The following is a 19,827-nucleotide window of genomic DNA, read 5'->3' as shown; positions in this document are numbered from 1 at the left end:
TCTCTCAGAAGATCTTGCCCGGATTCAGCCGCCCGTCCGGATCGAGCGCCCGCTTGACCATCCGCATCACGGCGATCTCCTCAGGCGAGCGCGACAGTTTCAGCTTGCTCCGCTTCTCCAGCCCGATCCCGTGCTCTGCCGAGACGGAGCCGTTCAGCTCCGCGAGAGGCTCGTAGATCGCCGCGTCGATGGCGGCGTTGCCGGCGACGTCGAGGCGGGTCGTGTTCCAGTGCAGGTTGTTGTCGCCGATATGCCCATAGACGACGGCCCGGCAGCCCGGGATTGCCGCGAGCCGGTCGAGCGCTCCGCGGACGTAGCCATCCATCCGCGACAGCGGCACGCTGACGTCGAAAGCGCGTTCGATCCCGTCGGCATTCAGATGCTCCACGCGGTCGCGGATGCGCCACATGCCCCGGCGCTGCTCCTCCGAGGCGGCGACGGCGGCGTCGAGGATCGTGCCTTCGCCCATCAGCCCTTCGAGGAGGCTCAGAAAACGGTCCGATTCCTCGGCGACGCACTCGATCTCGATGATCGCGTAGAACGGATAGTCATGGCCGAGGGGCGGGGTAGCCCGTCCGAGTGCCGTCATCAGGCGGTAGAAATCCGGCCACAGCCCCTCGAAGGAGGACACGCGTCCCTGGAAGGCGCTTTGGGCTGCCCGCAGCACCCGCGCGCCGTCATCCACCCCCGGGCAGGCGATGAGTGCCGTCGCGTAGCCGGCCGGCTCGGGGCGCAGGCGCAGGACGGCCCGCGTGACGATGCCCAGCGTGCCTTCGGTGCCGAGGAACAGCTGCTTCAGGTCGAGCCCGGTGTTGTTCTTGATGAGGGGGCGCATGGACGACACCACGGTGCCGTCGGCGAGCACGGCCTCCAGGCCGAGCACCATCTCCCGCATCATGCCGTAGCGCAGGACGCGCAGGCCCCCGGCATTGGTCGAGATCGCGCCGCCGATGGTCGCCGAGCCGCGGGCGCCGAGGTCCAGGGGAAAGAACAGCCCGGCCGCCGAGGCCGCGTCCTGCACGCTCTCGATGGTGGCGCCGGTCCCGACCACCACCGTCATGCCCAGCGGATCCACCGGCTCGATGCCGGTCATCCGCTCCGTCGACAGCGTGATCTCGTCAGGCTGGCAGAGCGTCCCGTCGACGAGGCCGGTGGCTCCGCCGCGGGGCACCACGGCGACGCCGGATTCGTGGCACGCTGCCATGACCGCGCTGGTCTCCTGCGTGCTGCGGGGTCGAACGAGTGCCAGGGCGGCGCAAGGCTCGGCCGGGCGCGTCCAGTTGGCCGAGCGCCCGCGGAGCTCCGCGCCCGTGACGAGGCCGGACGGTCCGACGATCGCGGCGAGGCGGTCGAGGAAGGCGGCGTCGGTCATCGGCATCATCTCAGGCTTGGTTTGGTCGCCGCGTCGGGCGGCACTCCGCGCGACGCTCTCTCATAGAATCTTCCGCGCTGCGAGGTTTCGCATCAGTGCGCGGGCGCCGAACGTCCAGGGCTCGCAGGCATCGCAGGGGCGCATGCGGTTGACGAGGCTGCCGAGCTCCGGGCTCGCCACCACGACGCGGTCGCCCTCGGCATGGGTGAAGCCGAGGCCGGGCCCGTGCCGGTCCTGGATCGGCGCGAACATCGTGCCGAGGAGGAGCAGGGCCCCATCCGGGTAATTGTGCGTGCGCCCCATGAGCGCCTCCGCGAGTTCCTCCGGATCGCGGCTGATCTCGGCGAGCGGCGAGGTGCCCTCAAGCCGGAAGCCATCCGTCCCGGAGACTTCGAGGGTCACCGTGGTCCGGCGGACATCGTCGAGACCGAACGTGTCGTCGAACAGGCGGAGGAACGGGCCGACGGCGCAGGAGGCGTTGTTGTCCTTGGCTTTGCCGAGGAGCAGCGCCGATCGCCCTTCGAAGTCGCGCAGATTCACGTCGTTGGCGAGGGTCGCGCCGACGATTCGCTGGTCGGAGGCGATGGCGAGGGCCACTTCGGGTTCGGGATTGTTCCAGCGCGAATCCGGGTGCAGGCCCGCATCCGCGCCGCACCCCACCGCCGAGAGCGGCTGTGCCTTGGTGAAGATCTCGGCATCGGGGCCGATGCCGACCTCGAGATACTGGCTCCAGGCCCCTTGCGCGACCAGCACCGCCTTGAGCGCCGTGGCCTCGGGCGATCCGGGCTTCAGCCGACGCAGGTCGTGGCCGACCAAGCGCTCGACCTCGGCACGGATCGCCGCAGCGGCGGCGAGATCGCCCCGGGCGCGCTCCTCGATGACCCGCTCCAGCATGGAGGTGGCGAAGGTCACGCCGGCCGCCTTGAGCGCCTGCAGATCCACCGGTGCGAGGAGCCAGGGCCGGGCCGGGTCGCGGTCGTCCGGCGGCGTGTTCGCCAAGATGGCGTCCAGGCCTCCGAGATCCTCACCCGCCGCGCCGCGCAGGGCCGTTCCCGGGTCGCGCGCCTCGCACAGGTCGCTGACCGTCGGGAAGGCCGCGGTGATGTCGACGACGCGGGCCTCACCCGCGGAATCGGCGCGGATCGCCACGACGCTCGGCCCGGCCGCATCGGGACGCCAGACCCGGCCCACGAGCGCGCCACGGCATCCGTCGGCGGGGAGGATCTCCCGTGCAGTCAGACCCGATGACGACATGCGCTCACCTCTCTCGGATGTCCGGGAACCGGGCAGCCCGCTGCGACGGGGGTTCGGTGCCACGATTCCGGATCGGCCTGCCGGCAGCGAGGCCGGATCGCGGTCCCATATCATCCCCGGCGCGCCGAGACGCGACGGTTGGTTTCACCGCGGCGCCCTCGTCACGGGTACAGATCGCGCCGCCTGACAGAACGAAGATTATCTGTAGCTTTACCCAGGTCCCCGCTTGCTTTCCCCCGGCCCCTCCTTTGTACTGCCGCCCTAGAGCCGCCGATAGAGCGGCCTTGATCGGGAGGAAGCATGGCCTCGGTGGGAATCCGCGAGGTTCGCAAGGCTTTCGGGTCGACGAACGTCCTGCACGGCGTGTCCGTGGACATCCGGGACGGGGAATTCGTGATCCTGGTCGGTCCGTCGGGGTGCGGAAAATCGACGCTTCTGCGGATGATCGCCGGGCTGGAAAATATCTCCGGCGGCGAAATCCGGATCGGCGAGCGCGTCGTGAATGATGTTCCGCCGAAAGAGCGGGACATCGCCATGGTGTTCCAGAATTACGCGCTCTACCCGCATCTCACGGTCCGCGAGAACATGGCGTTCTCGATGCGGATCCGGAAGGCCGCGGCCTCCGAGATCGACCTGCGCGTGAACAAGGCGGCGCAGATCCTCGGTCTCACCCATCTGCTCGACCGTTACCCGCGCCAGCTCTCAGGCGGCCAGCGCCAGCGCGTCGCCATGGGCCGGGCGATCGTGCGCGACCCGCAGGTGTTCCTGTTCGACGAGCCGCTCTCGAATCTCGACGCCAAGCTGCGCGTGGCGATGCGCACCGAGATCAAGGAGCTGCACCAGCGCCTGAAGACGACGACCATCTACGTCACCCACGACCAGATCGAGGCGATGACCATGGCCGACCGGATCGTGGTGATGCACGACGGGGTCGTGGAGCAGATCGGGCCGCCCCTCGAACTCTACGACCGGCCCGACAACCTGTTCGTCGCGGGCTTCATCGGCTCGCCGGCCATGAATTTCGTGCCCGGGAAGGTCCGGGCGAACGGACGTCTCACCTTCACCACCGAGACCGGCCTGACGATCCCGCTTGCCGACGCCCCCTCCGGCGTCGAGGGGCGCCCCCTCATCCTGGGCGTCCGGCCCGAGCATTTCGACCTCGCATCCGACGGGATCGCAGCCGAGGTGGTGGTCGTGGAGCCGACCGGATCCGAGACCATGCTGGCGGTCCGGGCCCTCGGCCAGGAGCTCACCTGCGTGCTGCGCGAGCGCGTGCGCGAGCGGCCGGGCGAGACCGTCTCCCTGCGTCCGAACCGCGTGCATTTCTTCGACGCCGAGACCGGCCGTCGCCTGCCGAACTGACCTGCATCGGGGCCGATGCGGGCGCGCGCGCGGCGCGCACCTGAAGCAGATTCACTGAGGGAGAAGAACCGATGCCCGTTCTCGACCGCCGTTCCCTCCTCGCCGGTGCCGCCGCGACCGGCCTCGCCGGCGGCGACCTCCTCGGCTTCGCCCGGGCCTGGGCGCAGAGCACCGAGTGGAAGCCCGAGCCCGGCGCCAGCCTGTCGCTCCTGCGTTGGAAGCGCTTCGTTCCGAGCGAGGACGAGGCGTTCATGAAGATGGTCGACGCCTTCACCAAGGCGACGGGCGTCAAGGTCACGGTGACCAACGAATCCTTCGACGACATACAGCCCAAGGCATCGGTGGCCGCCAATACCGGACAAGGCCCCGACATGGTCTGGGGCCTGTTTTCGTTCCCGGCACTCTTCCCCGACAAGTGCCTGCCGCTGGAGGACGTGGCGGACGCGCTCGCCAAGAAATACGGGCCCTGGTTCCCGTCGGCGGAGGCCTACGGCAAGGTCAAGGGCAAGTGGATCGCGATCCCCGTCGCCTTCAACGGCGGCTATCCGAACTACCGCATCTCGGCGATGAAGAAGGCCGGTTTCGACAAGTTCCCCACCGACACGGCCGGATTCCTCGAACTCTGTCGGGGCCTGAAGAAGAACAACACGCCGGCGGGCTTCGCGCTGGGTCACGCCACGGGCGACGGCAACACGTGGTGCCACTGGGCCCTCTGGTCCCACGGCGCCAACCTCGTGGACGCCAACGAGAAGATCGTGATCAACTCGCCCGAGACCGCCAAGGCGCTGGAATACGTCAAATCTCTCTACGAGACCTTCGTGCCCGGCACGGTGTCGTGGAACGACTCGTCGAACAACAAGGCGTTCCTCGCCGGCGACCTGTACCTCACCAACAACGGCATCTCGATCTACGCCGCGGCCAAGAAGGACAACCCGAAGCTCGCCGAGGACATGGACCACGCCGTCTGGCCGATCGGACCCGCCGGCAAGCCCACCGAGTTCCAGCTCGCCTTCCCGATCCTGGCCTTCAAGTACTCGAAGGTGCCGAACGCCTGTAAGGCCTTCATCAGCTTCATGATGGAGGCAGCGAACTACAATCCCTGGCTCGAAGCTGCGCAAGGCTACCTGTGCGAGCCGCTGTCGAACTACCCCAAGAACCCGATCTGGACGAGCGACCCGAAGAACGCGGTCTTCGCCGAGGCCGGCCGGCGCTCCCTCGCGGCTGGCGGCCTCGCACCGGTCAGCGAGCGCATCGCCGCGGTGCTCGCCGACTTCGTGATCGTCGACATGTTCGCGAGCCACTGCACCGGCCGTGAGGACGTGAAGGGCGCGATCAAGAACGCCGAACGCGCAGCGACCCGCATCTTCCGGAACACCTGAACGCGGCTGCCGGAGGCGAGACCATGGCGCATTCCGCACTGACAGAGCCGGCGCCAGTCGCTGTCCCGATCCGCTCGGGTTGGCAGCGCCTGCGCGCGAGCCGCGGCTGGGCGGGCTTCTGGTTCATGCTGCCGACGGCGCTGATCCTCGGCCTGTTCCTGGCCTATCCGCTGCTGAAGGGCATCTGGCTGTCCTTCACCAACGCGCGGATCGGCCGCGAGGGCGTGTTCATCGGCCTGGAGAACTACGCGTGGCTCTGGGACGACGACGTCTTCTGGCTCTCGGTGTTCAACACCTGCCTCTACACGGCGGTGGCCTCGGTGGTGAAGTTCGGCATCGGGCTCTATCTCGCCCTGCTGCTCAACAAGAACATGCCGTTCAAGGCGATCATCCGCTCGATCGTGCTGATCCCGTTCGTGGTTCCCACCGTGCTCTCGGCCATCGCGTTCTGGTGGATCTTCGACAGTCAGTTCTCGATCATTTCCTGGTCGTTGCGCCATCTCGGCGTCATCGACGGCAACATCGACTTCCTCGGTGATCCGGCGATGGCGCGAGCCTGCGTGATCTTCGCCAATATCTGGCGGGGCGTGCCGTTCATCGCCATCACGCTGCTCGCCGGCCTGCAGACGGTCTCGCCGTCCCTCTACGAGGCCGCGACCCTCGACGGCGCCTCGAACTGGCAGATCTTCTCGCGGATCACGCTTCCGCTGCTGACACCGATCATCGCCGTGGTGATGACCTTCTCGGTGCTGTTCACCTTCACCGATTTCCAGCTGATCTGGGCCATGACCCGCGGCGGACCGGTCAACGCCACGCACCTGATGGCGACGCTCTCGTACCAGCGGGGCATCCTCTCGGGGACCCTGGGGGAGGGCGCCGCCATCGCCACCGCCATGGTGCCGTTCCTGCTCGCGGCCATCGGAATCTCGTGGTTCGGCCTGCAGCGCCGGGCCTGGCAGGCCGGGGAGTCCGACCGATGAGCGCGCCCGCACCGCCCGCCCACGTCGACCCGCACCTCGCCCCCGTGATGGAGGCGCGACCGGCCGGGCTCACCGACAACTCGGAGGGGATGGCCTATCTCGAGCGCCTGCCCCGGCGGCTCGTGACCACCTACCTGCCGCTCCTCGTCATCCTCGCCGTGCTGCTGTTCCCGTTCTACTGGATGGCGCTGACGGCCATCAAACCGGACGAGCAGCTGATCGACATGGAGCGGTTCAACCCGTTCTGGGTCGTGGATCCGACGTTCAAGCACATCCACAAGCTGCTGTTCGAGACGCAGTATCCGCGCTGGCTCTGGAACACGATGTACGTGTCGGTGGCGGCGACCGTGCTGTCGTTGTTCGCCAGCGTGCTCGCCGCCTATGCCTGCGTCCGCGTGCGCTACCGGGGCGCGGGCTGGGTCGGCGCGGCGATCTTCCTCGCCTACCTCGTGCCGCCCTCGATCCTGTTCATCCCGCTGGCCACGATCGTGCAGGCCTACGGCCTGTTCGACTCGCCGATCGCCCTCATCCTCGCCTACCCGACGATCCTGATCCCGTTCTCGACGTGGCTCTTGATGGGCTACTTCAAGACCATCCCGTACGAGCTGGAGGAATGCGCGCTGATGGACGGCGCCAGCCGGTGGCAGATCCTCACCAAGATCATCCTGCCGCTGGCCTTCCCGGGGCTGATATCGGCCGGGATCTTCTCTCTGACGCTGTGCTGGAACGAGTTCATCTACGCGCTGACCTTCCTGTCCTCGACACAGAACAAGACGGTGCCCATCGCCGTCGTGAGCGAGTTCGTGGACGGCGACGTGTACAAGTGGGGTTCGCTGATGGCCGGCGCGCTGCTCGGCTCGCTCCCGCTGGTGATCCTCTACTCGTTCTTCGTCGAGTACTACGTGTCGGCGCTCACAGGCGCCGTGAAGGAGTGACGGAGGCCGGCTCGACGCCTCCATCATCGCGAACGGCGTGACGAGGCCGTTGCCTGGGCGACCGGATTGCGCCGACACTGCGTGCGGATCCGCCGACCCAGAATCGGTGACCGCCCCATCGAAGGTCACGCCATGGCCCATGTCATCGAAGCCCGCGCAACCCTGGTCAACGACGCCCTCGACGGCTTGCTGGCAGCCAGCGGCGGGCGCCTTGCGCGGCTCGAGGGCGATCCCGGGATCCGCGTGATCCTGCGCGCCGTACCGGAGCCCGGAAAGGTCGCTGTGGTTTCCGGTGGCGGCTCCGGTCACGAGCCGGCCCATGCCGGTTTCGTCGGGCCGGGTCTGCTGAGCGCGGCCGTCTGCGGGGACGTCTTCGCCTCGCCGAGCGTCGACGCGGTGCTGGCCGGGATCCTCGCGGTGACGGGACCGGCCGGCTGCCTGCTCGTCATCAAGAACTATGCGGGCGACCGGCTGAATTTCGGTCTCGCCGCCGAGCGGGCCCGGGCGCTGGGCCATAAGGTCGAGACCGTGATCGTCGCCGACGACATCGCCCTGCCGGACGCCAAGCAGCCGCGCGGCGTCGCCGGAACGCTGTTCGTCCACAAGGCGGCGGGTCATGCTGCGGAAGCCGGGGAATCGCTCGAAACCGTTGCGGCGCTCGCCCGCCGGGCGGCCGAAGCGGCGAAGTCGCTCGGCATCGCAGTCTCGACCTGCACGATCCCCGGTTCGCCGCGCAGCGAGCGATTGGCGGAGGGTCAGGCCGAGCTCGGCCTCGGCATCCACGGGGAGCCGGGCGTGGAACGCATCACCCTGCCGAGGGCCAGCGATCTCGCCCACATGATGGCCGACAGGCTTTCGCGGGCGATCGCGGGCGCCGACCGTCTGGCCCTCCTCGTGAACAATCTCGGCTCCGCCTCAGCCCTGGAGATGCAGATTCTCACGCGGGCGGTGCTCGCCACCGATCTGGGCCGGCGCGTCCGTCTGCTGCTCGGTCCGGCGCCGCTGATGACGGCGCTGGACATGCACGGCGCCTCGCTTTCGGTCCTCCCGCTCGACGATGCGCTGGAGCGGGCCCTGTCGGAGCCCGTGCCGGTCGCGGCCTGGCCGGCGGCAGTCCGGATCGCGCCGCCGATCCTACGGCCGGTGCCGGAGGGGCTTGCGGGTGAGACCTTCACGCCGTCGCACGACGCCGTCACGGGGGCTCGCATCGCTGCCGTCACAAAGGCGCTGATCGAGGCTGAGGAGACCCTCAACGGTCTCGACGCCAAGGTCGGCGATGGCGATGCTGGGACGACCTTCGCGGGGGCCGCGCGCGCCGTACGGGCTGAGTTCGACCGACTGCCGCTGGCCGATCCGGCCGCCCTGTGCCGGGCCCTGGCCGAGCGGATCGGCCGCGCCGTCGGCGGATCGAGCGGTGTGCTCGGCTCGATCTTCTTCGCCGCGACGGCCTCGGCCCTTGCCGACGGGGCCGCATGGCCCACGGCGCTCGGGCAGGGCGTCGCGCGCGTCCAGAGCCATGGCGGCGCTCAGGCCGGCGACCGCACCCTGCTCGATGCGCTGATTCCCGCCGTCGAGGCCCTGAGGAGCGAAAACCTGACCGCCGCCGCTGCGGCGGCCCGAGCCGGTGCCGAAGCCACGGCCCGCATGACCCGCGCCGGCGCCGGCCGCTCGAGTTACCTGGCTATGGGCGATCTCGTCGGTGTTGAGGATCCCGGCGCCGCCGGCGTCGCGGTGGCGTTCGCAGCATTGGCCGAGGCCTAGTAGCCGAACGCGTCTCTTCCGCGATTCCGCCGGCCGAATGTCGGGAGAGCCCCGACAGGGGGGATCTCTCATACTGGCCGCCCGCCCCGAAGGCCTGGTCGATCCCGGGCTCCGGGCTAGACGGCGCGGTCGTGGCGTGACGGGCTTGCTTGACCCCGGCGCAGTTTCGAAGAGCCGACGTCGTGTCATCGATCGGACTTCGTTGACGCTCTGCCCACCGAGGCCTACCCCATCGCCATGCGCACCTGCCTCATCCTCGACGATTACCAGCAGGCAGCCCTCGCGCTCACAGACTGGACTCGCCTCGCCGATCACGTCGCCGTCTCGGCCATCGCCGAGCACATTCCGGATGCGGATGCCCTCGTGGCGCGGATCGCGCAGGCGGAGATCCTTGTGATCATGCGGGAGCGCACGCCGTTCCCCGCAGCCCTGCTGGAGCGGCTGCCCCGGCTTCAGCTGCTCGTCACCAGCGGCATGCGCAACCTCGCGATCGACCTTGCGGCCGCCCGGGCGCGCAACGTGGTCGTCTGCGGCACGGATTCGAGTCCGACGCCGCCGACGGAGCTGACCTGGGCGCTGATCCTTGGACTGGCGCGTCACGTGGCGTCTGAGGGCCGGGCCATGCGCGAGGGGGGGCCCTGGCAGAGCACGATCGGAACCGATCTCGCGGGCGCCACCCTCGGCATTCTCGGGCTCGGCAAGATCGGGACGCGGGTGGACCAGATCGGGCGATCCTTCGGCATGCGGGTGATCGCCTGGAGCCCGAACCTCGATGAGGCCCGCGCGGCCGCCGCGGGGGTCGAGCGGGCAGCCTCGAAGGAGGCGCTGCTGGAGGCGAGCGATGTCGTCACGATCCACCTCGTGCTGGGCGATCGGACGCGCGGCCTCCTGGGGCCGGCCGAGTTGCGCCGCATGCGGCGCGACGCGTTCCTCGTGAACACCTCACGGGCGCTGATCATCGATCAGGACGCCCTGGTGCGGGCCCTGGACGAGGGCTGGATCGCCGGCGCGGGCCTCGACGTCTTCGAGACCGAGCCGCTGCCAGCCGACAGCCCGTTCCGCCGCCTGCCGAACGTGCTGGCATTGCCGCATCTCGGCTACGTGTCGCGCAACAATTACCGGACGTTCTTCACCCAGGCCGTCGAGGACATCGAAGCCTGGCTCGCCGGTGCCCCGATCCGGCAGCTGGGCTGAGGTCGAGGAAGCCGCCGACTGCGGCATCAGTCTCCGCGGGGGTCCAGCGCGTCCGCGAGGCCGTCGCCGATCAGGTTGAGGGCCACCAGGGTCGCGATCAGGAAGGCGGCCGGGGCCGCGAGCATGTGAGGCGCCCCCTCGATGGAACGGGCGCCCTCGGCGATCAGGACGCCCCAGCTCGTCTGCGGCTCCTGCACCCCGAGCCCGAGGAAGGACAGGAAACTCTCCAGCAGGATCACCTGCGGCACCAGCAGCGTGGCGGTCACCGCCACCGGACCGAGGGTGTTGGGCACGATGTGCCGGAGGATGATGCGGGGTGTCCCGAGGCCGAGCGCCCGTGCGGCGCGGACGAAATCGCGCTCGCGCAGCGACAGGGTCACGGCGCGCACCACCCGGGCCATGTCGAGCCATTCCACCGCGGCGATCGCCACCAGCATGAGCAGCAGGCTCGGGCGGAAGAACACCAGCAGGAGGATCACGAAGAACACGAAGGGCAGGGCGTACAGCACGTCGACGCCGCGCATCATCACGGCATCGACGGCGCCCCCGATGAAACCCGCGGTGGCACCGTAGGCGACGCCGATGAGCAGGGCGACGAGGCTGGCGGCGAGCCCGATCGCCAGCGAGATCCGGCCGGCGACGAGGCAGCGGGTCAGCAGGTCGCGGCCCTGGATGTCGGTGCCGAGGAGGAAGTGCAGGCGCCGGATCGGCACCACGACGACGAGGCTCCGACCGCCGTCGCGCTCGTCCAGGATGTCGGGGGATCCGAAGAGCGCCGAGCGCGGCAGGTAGGCCAGACTGCGCCGATCGACGCCCGCGTCGGACCCGAGGGTGAGCCGCAGCGTGTCGCCGTCGCGTGCGACTGCGTCGAGCCGGACCCGCATCCGGAAGGCGAGGCGCTCAAGCGCCGGCCGGAGATGCTCGGCATCGGGCTGTGCGGTGAGGCCGGCCGGGAGCTGACGCAGGTCCGGATAGGCGCGCTCGGGATCGTGGCTGGTGAGCCCCTGACCGATCAGGCAGGCGAGGGCGATCAGGATCAGCACGGCGAGGGCCGCCACGGCGGTGCGTTCCCGGGCGAAGCGGAGAACGGCGCGCCGGGCCGGCCCCGGAGCCGCGGCGGTGATGGTCACGACGCCGCCCGGAGGCGCGGGTCGAGCCATGCGCAGGCGAGGTCGGCGGCGAGGTTGAGGGCGATGACCAGTCCGGCGACCAGCAGCACCGTGCCCATCACCAGCGTGTAGTCCCGGTTGAGCGCGCCCTCGACGAAGTAGCGGCCGATCCCCGGCAGGCCGAAGATCGTCTCCACCACCACCGAGCCGGTGAGCAGGGACGCGGCCAGCGGCCCGAGATAGGCCACAACCGGGAGGAGCGCGCCCCGCAAGGCGTGGCGGGTGACGCGGGCCGGCGGCAGGCCGAGGCTGCGCATGGTGCGGACCGGCTGCGTCCGCAGGGTCTCGGCCAGCGAGGTCCGGGTCAGCCGGGCCAGGGCACCGACCTGCGGCAGGGCCAGCGTCACGACCGGCAGGACCAGGTGGCTCGGGGCGCCGTCGTTCCAGCCTCCCAGCGGCAGCCAGCGCAGCGTCAGCCCGAAGGCGATCTGGAGCAGGGGCGCGACCACGAAGCTCGGCAGCGAGAGGGTCAGGGCCGCACCGACGCCCAGGAGCCGATCGATGACGCCGCCGCGCCGGAGCGCCGCCGCGATCCCGAGCCCGACGCCGAGCGCGGTGGCCAGCACGAGGGCGAGGGCGCCCAGCGTCGCGGAAACCGGGAGGCCCCGGGCGATCAGATCGAGGACGCTCTGGTCGCGGAACGAGAAGGAGGGGCCCAGGTCGCCCCGCACCAGCGCCGCGAGATAGCTGCCGAACTGCGCGACGAGCGGCCGGTCGAGGCCGTAGACCCGGCGCAGGTTCTCCATGGCGGCGGGCGCCAGCGGCCGCTCCAGGTCGAACGGTCCGCCCGGGGCCAGCCGCATCAGGAAGAAGCTGACGGTCACCACGGCGAGCAGCGTCGGCACCGCTTGGAGCAGGCGGCGCAGGATGAAGCGGATCACGCGTCGAGCCTCAGGAACCGCGTCGGCGCGGCGTTGCGCAGGTTCGGATGGTAGCCGTGCAGCCGCGGCGCGATCAGCGCCTTGGAGCGGTAGTGCATCAGCGGGATCCAGGGCAGTTCGCGCAGGGCGATGGCCTCCGCGTCGTAGAGCAGGCCGGCCCGTCGGGTGAGATCGCGCTCGGCGGCCGCCTGCGCCATCAGGGTGTCGTAGGCGGCATCCGACCAATGGCCGGCATTCATGCCGTCATTTCCGCTCTGGAGCAGGAACAGGAAGTTCTGCGGGTCTGAATAGTCGGCAAGCCAGCTCATGCGCGCGACGTCGAAATCGCCGCCGTCGCGCAGGTGGGCGAAATGCGTCTTGGCGTCGGTGTAGACGAAGCGGGTCCTGATCCCGAGATCGCGCCACATGTCGCCGAGCGCCACCGCGACGGTGCGGTTGTTGTCGCTGATGTTGAACCGGTACTCCAGGGTGAGCGGGCGGTCCGGGCCGAAGCCCGCTTCGGCGAGCAGTCGGCGCGCCTCCGCCTCGTGGTCGATCGGCAGGCTGCGGCGGCCCTCGGTTTCGGGCGGCGTCCGGTAATTGTCGAGGCCGGGCGGACACAGGGAATAGGCGGGACTCATGGTGCCGCTGTTAAGCCCGTCGGCCAAGTATTCCCGGTCGATCACGAGCGACAGCGCCTGTCGGACGCGCCTGTCCGAGAACGGCGCCTTGCGGGTGTTCACCACCAGCGCCGCCAGTCCCAGCAAGGGTCCGAGCACCACCTGCGTTCCGAAGCGGCGACGCAGGTCGGCGATCTGGTCGACGGGCAGGTCGGAGAGCGAGTCGATCTCGCCGGCGGCGTAGCGGCGCACGGCCGATGCGATGTCGGGCGTCGGCAGGAAGGCGACCCGGCGGATCGCGAGGCTCGCCGCATCCGGATGGTGCGGGTTGGCCTCCAGCGTGATGGCGCCGCCCGGCACGCGGTCGGCGAGCCGATAGGGCCCATTCGTCACGAGGTTTCCCGGCCGGGTGAAACTGTCGCCGTAGCGTTCGACCGAGGCGCGGTGGACCGGCAGGGCGGTCTGATGGGTGAGGAGTTCCAGGATGTAGGGCGTCGGCTGTTCCAGGGTGATCGCGAGCCGCAGCGGCGCCTCCGCGACCACGCCCAGGGCGTCGGCCGGCTTCTCGCCGCGGTTCACGGCGGCGGCGTTGCGGATCGGGAACAGGATCTCAGCGTATTTCGCCGCCGTGGCCGGATCGAGCATCCGGCGGAGCGAGTAGACGAAATCCGCCGCGGTGACCGGCTCGCCATTCGACCAGCGACCGTCGGGCCGCAGGTCGAAATGCAGGGTCGCGCCGTCGTCCGAGACGGTCCAGGCGCGTGCGGCGCCCGGGATGATGGCGCCGCAATTGTCGTAGGTGAGCAGCCCATCGCCGAGGTCGCGCAGGATATGCGCCTCCGCGACCGTGGACGAGCGGTGCGGGTCGAGGGTCTCGGGATCGGCGTCGTTGCCGCGGCGGTAGAGCGCCTCGGCCGCGCGGGCGGGCGGCACGGCCGAGAGGGCCATCGCGCCGGCCAGCCAGTCGCGCCGACGCAGGCGCATGATCAGGCGCCGGTTTCCGGCTTCAGGCCGGCGGCTTCGATGCCGGCCACCGCGCAGATCTCGTCGTTGTCGGAGGTGTCGCCGGAAATGCCGACCGCGCCGAGGAGCCGTCCCTCACCGGACCGGATCAGCACGCCGCCGGGCACCGGCACGAGGGCGGCGGGGCCGGCGAGATGGGTCACGGCGGCGACGAAATAGGGCTGCTGCTCCGCCCGCGCGTGGATCGCCCGGGAGCCGAGACCCAGCGCCAGCGCGCCGTTGGCCTTGCCGCTCGCGATCTCGGCCCGGCGCAGGGAGGTCCCGTCCTCGACCGCGGCCGCCTTGAGGGCGCCGCGGGCATCGTAGACGACGACGGCCAGAGGCTTGAGCGTCCGTGTCCGTGCCTCCCGCAGGGCGGTGTCGACGATGGTGCGGGCGGCCTCGAGGGTCAGGTCGATCATTGGAATCCAATACGGACGCCGCTCCCGGCGGCCGCCGCATTCTTACGGACCGGGGCGCGCCGGGTCCACAGACGCGGATCGCTGCGGCGTTCGATCCCGCGCGCCGCCCTGGGCCGAAGGGACGATCCGCCTAGTTTCGCGGGTGTTCGCGGGGGGAGCCCCGGCGCGCTGAACGAGGATCGTCCATGGCATCCGCCGAACGCCCATACGTCATCTGTCACATGACCTCGTCGGTCGACGGCCGGATCAAGGTGCGCCGCTGGAAGACGCTGGATGCCGACAGCCATTACGAGCGCGTCCACGGCGAGCTGCAGGGCGATGCCTGGATGTGCGGGCGGGTGACGATGCAGGGCTATGCCGACAGCGCCGATCCGTTGCCGGAGCCGGTCCGGGACGACGGCGTTCCGGTCCCGCGGACGGATCATGTCGCCCGCCGCGACGCGCCGGGCTACGCCGTGGCCCTCGATGCGCGCGGACGTCTGGATTGGGGCGCGCGCAATACGATCGAGGGGGACCATGTGGTGGTGGTGCTCACCGAATCCGTGCCGGATCCGCATCTGCGCGCGCTCCGGGCCGGCGGCCAGTCCTACCTGTTCGCGGGCGAGCGGACCGTCGACTTCGCCCTGGCGGCGGCGAAGCTGCGCACCCTGTTCGGGATCGAGCGGCTCCTCGTCGAGGGCGGCGGCCACATCAACGGCTCGATGCTGAAAGCCGGGATCATCGACGAACTGAGCCTGCTCCTGGTGCCCGCCGTCGATGGCCTGACCGGGACGCCCGCGGTGTTCGACTTCGCCGGCGAGGAGGCGGACACGATGGGCAGCCGCCGCAAGCTCGACCTGACGGCCTGCGAGCGCCTTTCCGACGGCGTGGTGTGGCTGCGCTACCGGATCACGCCGGTCGAGCCGCCGGCAGCCGGATGATGCTCGCCAGGAACGCGTCGTAGCCGGCCGCGACCGCCGCCGGCTGCTCGAAATGCGGGAATGCGCCGGTCGGCAGGGTCTCGACGCGCCAGTTGGGCCGGTCGGCGACACGCGGCGCCAGCCGGTAATCGACGAAGTCGCCGCGCGTGCCGTGCACCATCCAGACCGGAAGGCGCAGGCGCTCGTAGAGACGCGTCGCGTCGGTGGGGAACAGGTGACCGGCGATGAAGCACCAGGGGGCGTGCTCGGCGCCGGGCTGGTGCGCCGACGCGTAATCATAGGCAAGCAGACCCTCGTCGATGGCGGACGAGCCGAAGGTCTTCTGCAGGAAGAAGCGCATGCTCGGCCGCGTGACCAGGGCATCGAACAGCGGCCGGCCCAGGGGCGGCCGGTCGAGGGCGTCGCGCAGCCAGTCGCGGCCGCGATGACCGTCCGGGGGACCGTCCCCCGAGAGCCGCCCATCGAATCCCGTCGGGCTGATCAGCGCGAGGCTGCGATAGGCATCCGACCGTTCCAGGCTGGCCCGCGCGAGATACGAGGCCGACAGTGAGACAGCCAGGGCATCGATCGCCCAGCCGCCGTGCCGGTGCCGGATCTCATCGACCGCGGCGTGGATCGCTTCCACCATCAGCCGCGGCGTGTACCGGCGGCGCGACCGTTCCGAGAAGCCGAAACCCGGCAGGTCCAGGGCGTAGACCGGCCGCGTGCCGCGGTAGTGCAGATAGAGCGGCCGCACCTCATAGGCGTTGGCCGCGGCGTTGATGGAATGGATCAGCAGGAGCGGTACGCCCTCGGCCTCGGTCGATCCGTAGAGCGAGATCTCGCCGGCGCGTCGGGTCCGGAGCCGTTCGTGCCGCCCCGGCAGGGCGGGCGGCAGGGGCATCCGCCGGTTCACCGCGAGCCCGCTCCAGCCGGCCAGGGCTGCGGCCGAGCCGACGAGCGTCAGGGCCGCCGCGGCCGCGAAGCGACCGGCGCTGTGCCGGGACTGAGAGCCCATCGAACCACCTCGACGTCCATCCCGCAGCCGCGGGCCGTGCGCGACAACGCCGGGACCGATGGGAAGTGCCCGCCTGAACCTTAAGACGCGTGTCCGGCGAGGCTGCCGGCGCTCAGGGCCGGGGCCCGGCTCTCCGACCGCGCCGGCGCCGTGTCGCGCCCGGCGGCCTCACGCAGGAAATCCACCGTCGGCGGGTCGCTGAGCCAGCCCTGGACGCGTTGCGAGATCAGAAGCTTGCGCTCGCGCCGGTCGTAATTCGCGTAGGAGGCGGCGACGAACTCGGCCCGGCTCATCGTGCGCGCGGGACCGGACCGGCGCGTCTCCGCCTTGAAGAACAGAGCGCTGCCGGGCACGCCGTAATGCTGGGCGATCTCCGGATAGACCGGCCAGCTGCCCTGACCGCCGAGATCGTCCGGAAGGAACGCGTCGAGATCGCATTCCTCGAACGGGACGCCGGCCCGGGTCAGCAGGCCCCGGGCGAGGTCGGCGACGACGTAGAGCTTCGTGTGGTTGATCGAGTGCATGAAGCAGCCCCGGCGCGCCCAGCGCGTGAGGTGCGTGTCCAGATCGTACCCCGCCTGGACGCCGAGCCCGCGCAGATACGAAACCGACTCGTCCCAGAGATTAAAATACCCGAGGCGCTCGAAGACCGGCTCGGAGAACAGGCGCAGCGCCTGCGCCTGCGAGAATCCGGAGAGGTAGGCGAACAGCGTGATCGCCGAGTGCGAATGCCCCATCGGCCCCGAGATCAGGCCGTTGAGCGTGACGGAATCCTGCACGCCCACATGGACGAGATCCGGATGATAGGCGCTGAACACGATGGTGGGGATCAACCGCACCTTCGAGTGCGTCCGCAGCGTATCGATCGTGCCGCCGCCCTTGAACCGGGGCAGGTAGATGCTGCTGAAGACGTGGTCGTAGCCGTCCGCATGCGCCATCAGGTCCGCGAGACGCGGGAACCGGCGGGCCGCCGTAAAGGCCGACACGAAATCCACCCGCGCCTCTGGCAGCAGGTAGCGCATCGTCTTGGCGATGGACCCCGCTTGGCAGACGCCGATCACGAGGATGCGCGGCGATCCAGTCCGCTTCTTCCCGAACTGCGCGAGCCGGTGCCGCGCGCGCCAGAGGCTATCGACGGTCAACATTCGGCCTCTCTCGCATGTCCGCGGGCTGCGGGCAAACGCAGCCTTCGACCGCCCATCGGACGTGGGAATCGGCGGCGTTTGCCGGACGAAGGGCACCGTCGCCCCCGGCCACCGGGTCGCCCGATCACCGGGTCGCGGACCGCCGCATGGCATCCACCGGGTGTCCACGGCACAGGCGCACCGCGCATCCTGTGAATCGGGACGGCTCATGGCATGATGGGGCAGGCCTTGGCATGACCGCCAAGAACTGCGTGTCATCCACTACATGTTTCAGTATAAAAATAGAAAACTCTTTTGCGTTACAGGCCTATTGTCTTCGCACATCGTCGCCGACACCGTGGAAAGGCGCGGGCACGGCCGGAATAGACTTGACACCTTCAAGTGTTTGAGTGCACGTAAGAATTAACGGAGCATGAAGCTCGCGGATGGGGTGCCGGTGGTCATGAGGGCCGCGTGGCGCCCGAGAGCCGAGGCGTTTCTCGCTTGCATCCCCGCCACTCCGCCTAACCGGCATCACGGACCGGCGCGTCCAGTTCTGAACGGCCCGCTCTGCGCAGCCGGCCGCCTACGGCATGACCCGGCAGGCGCGACCGCTGACGCGCTTGGTCGCGCCGCGCGGCGACACCGCAGCTCGGCCCGGCCTTGCCGGGCGTCGCCGCGCCGGTTGCCGGTCCGGACGGCATTCGCCCGCTGTACCGCCGGCACGTCTGTCTGCCGGCGCAGCACGCTGAGGCACGCCGCTCACGTTGAGCGGCGATGGGAGCGCATCGGCTCGAAGAGATGGAGACCGCGCGATGGATTACATACCTCCCCTGGCTGCCGTCACGGCTGCCACCCAGAAAGCGAACCACGCCGAAGAACTCGGGCTGACGACAGCGAAGACGGCGCCGGCCGCCGTCTCGGCTGCACCGGATCCCCGGTCCATCTACACGCTCTCGCCGGAGGCGGCCGGCGCCGTCTTCGCGCTGGCCGAAACCCAGATCCGGGCGATCGACGCCATGCCGTTCGATCCGCCGGATCGGCGCGGCACCCAGATTGCCGCGGCGGCCATGGCGACGGTCACGGCGACGACGCCTGTCGTCTCTCCGGAAACGACCAAGACGATCGGCGCAGCCAACCGCAACTGGAGCGAGGATGTCCGGCTGGATCACAGTCCATCCCGCGTCGTGGGAACCGACACGGTCGTTCAGTATGACAATCCCCGGGTCATGGCAGCCTGGAGCGCGCACTTTCCGGACGTGGCTGGCCGGAAGTTCCGGGGCACGCACCTGTCCGATACGGACTTCCGCTCGGCCCTTCGCCAGTTGGAGATCGATATCGGCTTCCACGGGCCGGAGCGGGAGGTCTACGTTCTGTGCAACAGCGCGCATTTCGAAAGCATCAGTCAGGACAACCCGAAGACGCACTTCAATTGGATCGATGTCGACAACGACGACATCGTTGTGTTCTGGCCGAAATCCGGTGACGAAGCGTAGATCCTGGCATGCGGCGGCGCTGGGCTTCACCGCCGTGGTCGATCGGCTTTCCCTCGCCGATCGATCGCGGGCTCAGAGCGCCGGCAGAACGGACCGGACATGGGCGGCGAAGGCCCGCGTGAGCGGAGTGGCATGCGCTTCATCCATGCGGATCGTCAGACCGATGCGCGGCAGCGCCGGCAATCCGCTGCTGCGGGCCAGGATGCGCAGATCGGGCGGGACCGCGGCGCGGGTCAGGACCGCCACGGCCTGCTTGGAGCGCGTCACGGCCAGCAGGCCCGACAGGCTGCCGCTCGCGTAGGCGATCCGGTATGGTCGCCCCGCCTTGTCGAGGGCGGCCCGCGCCGCCCGATGATCGAGGGTATCGGGATCGCCGAGGGCGAGCGGCAGCGGGTCGGGCCAAGCCGCGGGCGCACCGCGCGGCGCGACCCAGACGAGTTCCTCGTGCCGGAGGATCTCCCCCTCGGCCGAGCGGGCAACGGAGACCAGCGCCAAGTCGAGTCCACCGCGTTGCCATCGCTCCTCCAGACGGGGCGTCGCGGCGCAGACCACCGCGATCGCCGCCGCGGGGTGTCGGGGTGCGAAGCCGCGCAGCAGGGCCGGCAGGAACGCCTGCGCATAATCGTCCGGACAACCGATCCGCAGCGTGCCGGTGAGACTCCGTCCGGACAATTCAGCCAGGGCGTCGTCGTGCGCGGACAGGATTCGGCGCGCATGAACCAGAAGGCGCTCCCCCTGCACCGTCAGGGAGACCCCGCGCCCCGTCCGCCGCAGAAGCGGCTGCGCGACGAGATCCTCCAGGCGCTTCATCTGCATGCTGAGGGCGGCCTGACTGCGGCTGACCCGCTCCGCCGCCCGGCTCAAGGCGCCGGTCTCCGCCACCGCGGCGAAGCTGCGAAGGAGATCGATGTCGAGGCTGTGAGCCATAAGAACCTCTGAACTCTCGGTTCAGAACGATAAGCTTTTCTGCCGTCCGCGGC

At 69.8% G+C, this 19,827-nt stretch carries 17 protein-coding genes; 8 read left to right on the top strand and 9 right to left on the bottom strand.

What is annotated here, in order from left to right:
• Nucleotides 1-4: 4 nt before the first annotated feature.
• Nucleotides 5-1,372, bottom strand: a complete 1,368-nt coding sequence (locus P9K36_RS16025) for an FAD-binding oxidoreductase (protein ID WP_278305491.1) — start codon at nucleotides 1,370-1,372, stop codon at nucleotides 5-7.
• Nucleotides 1,373-1,432: 60 nt separating this feature from the next.
• Nucleotides 1,433-2,626, bottom strand: coding sequence for a fumarylacetoacetate hydrolase family protein (locus P9K36_RS16020; protein WP_278305490.1), 1,194 nt, complete (start codon nucleotides 2,624-2,626; stop codon nucleotides 1,433-1,435).
• A gap of 300 nt (nucleotides 2,627-2,926) precedes the next feature.
• Between P9K36_RS16020 and ugpC the strand changes: the two genes are divergently transcribed.
• From ugpC to P9K36_RS15990, 6 genes are all read left to right on the top strand, one after another.
• On the top strand, nucleotides 2,927-3,988 hold the full coding sequence (gene ugpC, locus P9K36_RS16015) for a sn-glycerol-3-phosphate ABC transporter ATP-binding protein UgpC (protein WP_043380019.1): 1,062 nt from the start codon (nucleotides 2,927-2,929) through the stop codon (nucleotides 3,986-3,988).
• 71 nt (nucleotides 3,989-4,059) lie between these two features.
• Nucleotides 4,060-5,367 carry an extracellular solute-binding protein gene (locus P9K36_RS16010; RefSeq protein ID WP_043353238.1) on the top strand — a complete coding sequence of 436 codons (1,308 nt, stop codon included), beginning with the start codon at nucleotides 4,060-4,062 and terminating at the stop codon, nucleotides 5,365-5,367.
• A 23-nt stretch (nucleotides 5,368-5,390) separates the two neighbouring features.
• Nucleotides 5,391-6,347, top strand: coding sequence for a sugar ABC transporter permease (locus tag P9K36_RS16005; RefSeq protein WP_043353236.1), 957 nt, complete (start codon nucleotides 5,391-5,393; stop codon nucleotides 6,345-6,347).
• 47 nt (nucleotides 6,348-6,394) lie between these two features.
• Nucleotides 6,395-7,282, top strand: a complete 888-nt coding sequence (locus P9K36_RS16000) for a carbohydrate ABC transporter permease (protein WP_043353258.1) — start codon at nucleotides 6,395-6,397, stop codon at nucleotides 7,280-7,282.
• A gap of 132 nt (nucleotides 7,283-7,414) precedes the next feature.
• Complete coding sequence (locus tag P9K36_RS15995; protein ID WP_278305488.1) at nucleotides 7,415-9,043, top strand: dihydroxyacetone kinase subunit DhaK; 1,629 nt, start codon at nucleotides 7,415-7,417, stop codon at nucleotides 9,041-9,043.
• A gap of 237 nt (nucleotides 9,044-9,280) precedes the next feature.
• Nucleotides 9,281-10,237: a D-2-hydroxyacid dehydrogenase family protein gene (locus P9K36_RS15990; protein ID WP_278305487.1), complete on the top strand. Its 957-nt coding sequence runs from the start codon at nucleotides 9,281-9,283 to the stop codon at nucleotides 10,235-10,237.
• Between the two features lie 26 nt (nucleotides 10,238-10,263).
• On the opposite strand, the gene P9K36_RS15985 is transcribed toward P9K36_RS15990, so the two are convergent.
• Genes P9K36_RS15985 through P9K36_RS15970 form a run of 4 tightly spaced genes read right to left on the bottom strand, consistent with a single transcriptional unit; the run spans nucleotide 10,264 to nucleotide 14,310 of the window.
• Nucleotides 10,264-11,397: an ABC transporter permease gene (locus tag P9K36_RS15985; protein ID WP_278305486.1), complete on the bottom strand. Its 1,134-nt coding sequence runs from the start codon at nucleotides 11,395-11,397 to the stop codon at nucleotides 10,264-10,266.
• Nucleotides 11,364-12,287: an ABC transporter permease subunit gene (locus tag P9K36_RS15980; protein ID WP_043353232.1), complete on the bottom strand. Its 924-nt coding sequence runs from the start codon at nucleotides 12,285-12,287 to the stop codon at nucleotides 11,364-11,366. Before P9K36_RS15980 ends, P9K36_RS15985 begins: the two co-directional genes overlap by 34 nt.
• Complete coding sequence (locus P9K36_RS15975; RefSeq protein ID WP_278305485.1) at nucleotides 12,284-13,870, bottom strand: peptide ABC transporter substrate-binding protein; 1,587 nt, start codon at nucleotides 13,868-13,870, stop codon at nucleotides 12,284-12,286. Before P9K36_RS15975 ends, P9K36_RS15980 begins: the two co-directional genes overlap by 4 nt.
• Before the next feature lie 2 nt (nucleotides 13,871-13,872).
• On the bottom strand, nucleotides 13,873-14,310 hold the full coding sequence (locus tag P9K36_RS15970; protein ID WP_043353228.1) for a heme-binding protein: 438 nt from the start codon (nucleotides 14,308-14,310) through the stop codon (nucleotides 13,873-13,875).
• Nucleotides 14,311-14,495: 185 nt separating this feature from the next.
• Between P9K36_RS15970 and P9K36_RS15965 the strand changes: the two genes are divergently transcribed.
• The gene (locus P9K36_RS15965; RefSeq protein WP_278305484.1) at nucleotides 14,496-15,230 is read left to right on the top strand and encodes a RibD family protein; all 735 of its coding nucleotides are present in this window, start codon (nucleotides 14,496-14,498) and stop codon (nucleotides 15,228-15,230) included.
• Here the strand turns inward: P9K36_RS15965 and P9K36_RS15960 are convergent.
• Together P9K36_RS15960 and P9K36_RS15955 are read right to left on the bottom strand one after the other, a co-directional pair.
• Nucleotides 15,199-16,227 (bottom strand): alpha/beta hydrolase, encoded by a 1,029-nt coding sequence (locus P9K36_RS15960; protein ID WP_278305483.1) that lies wholly within the window; start codon nucleotides 16,225-16,227, stop codon nucleotides 15,199-15,201. The two genes, P9K36_RS15965 and P9K36_RS15960, sit on opposite strands and share 32 nt — an antisense overlap.
• Nucleotides 16,228-16,307: 80 nt before the next feature.
• On the bottom strand, nucleotides 16,308-17,372 hold the full coding sequence (locus P9K36_RS15955; RefSeq protein WP_278305482.1) for a WcbI family polysaccharide biosynthesis putative acetyltransferase: 1,065 nt from the start codon (nucleotides 17,370-17,372) through the stop codon (nucleotides 16,308-16,310).
• A gap of 746 nt (nucleotides 17,373-18,118) precedes the next feature.
• Here P9K36_RS15955 and P9K36_RS15950 point away from each other — a divergent pair.
• Nucleotides 18,119-18,847, top strand: a complete 729-nt coding sequence (locus tag P9K36_RS15950) for a hypothetical protein (RefSeq protein ID WP_278305481.1) — start codon at nucleotides 18,119-18,121, stop codon at nucleotides 18,845-18,847.
• Nucleotides 18,848-18,919: 72 nt separating this feature from the next.
• On the opposite strand, the gene P9K36_RS15945 is transcribed toward P9K36_RS15950, so the two are convergent.
• Nucleotides 18,920-19,774, bottom strand: coding sequence for a LysR family transcriptional regulator (locus P9K36_RS15945; RefSeq protein WP_278305480.1), 855 nt, complete (start codon nucleotides 19,772-19,774; stop codon nucleotides 18,920-18,922).
• Nucleotides 19,775-19,827 lie beyond the last annotated feature (53 nt).

Source organism: Methylobacterium sp. 391_Methyba4 (genome assembly GCF_029691625.1).
Classification (GTDB): domain Bacteria; phylum Pseudomonadota; class Alphaproteobacteria; order Rhizobiales; family Beijerinckiaceae; genus Methylobacterium; species Methylobacterium fujisawaense.
The sequence above is the reverse complement of the archived record's forward strand: the minus strand, read 5'-3'. Positions and strand labels throughout refer to the sequence as shown.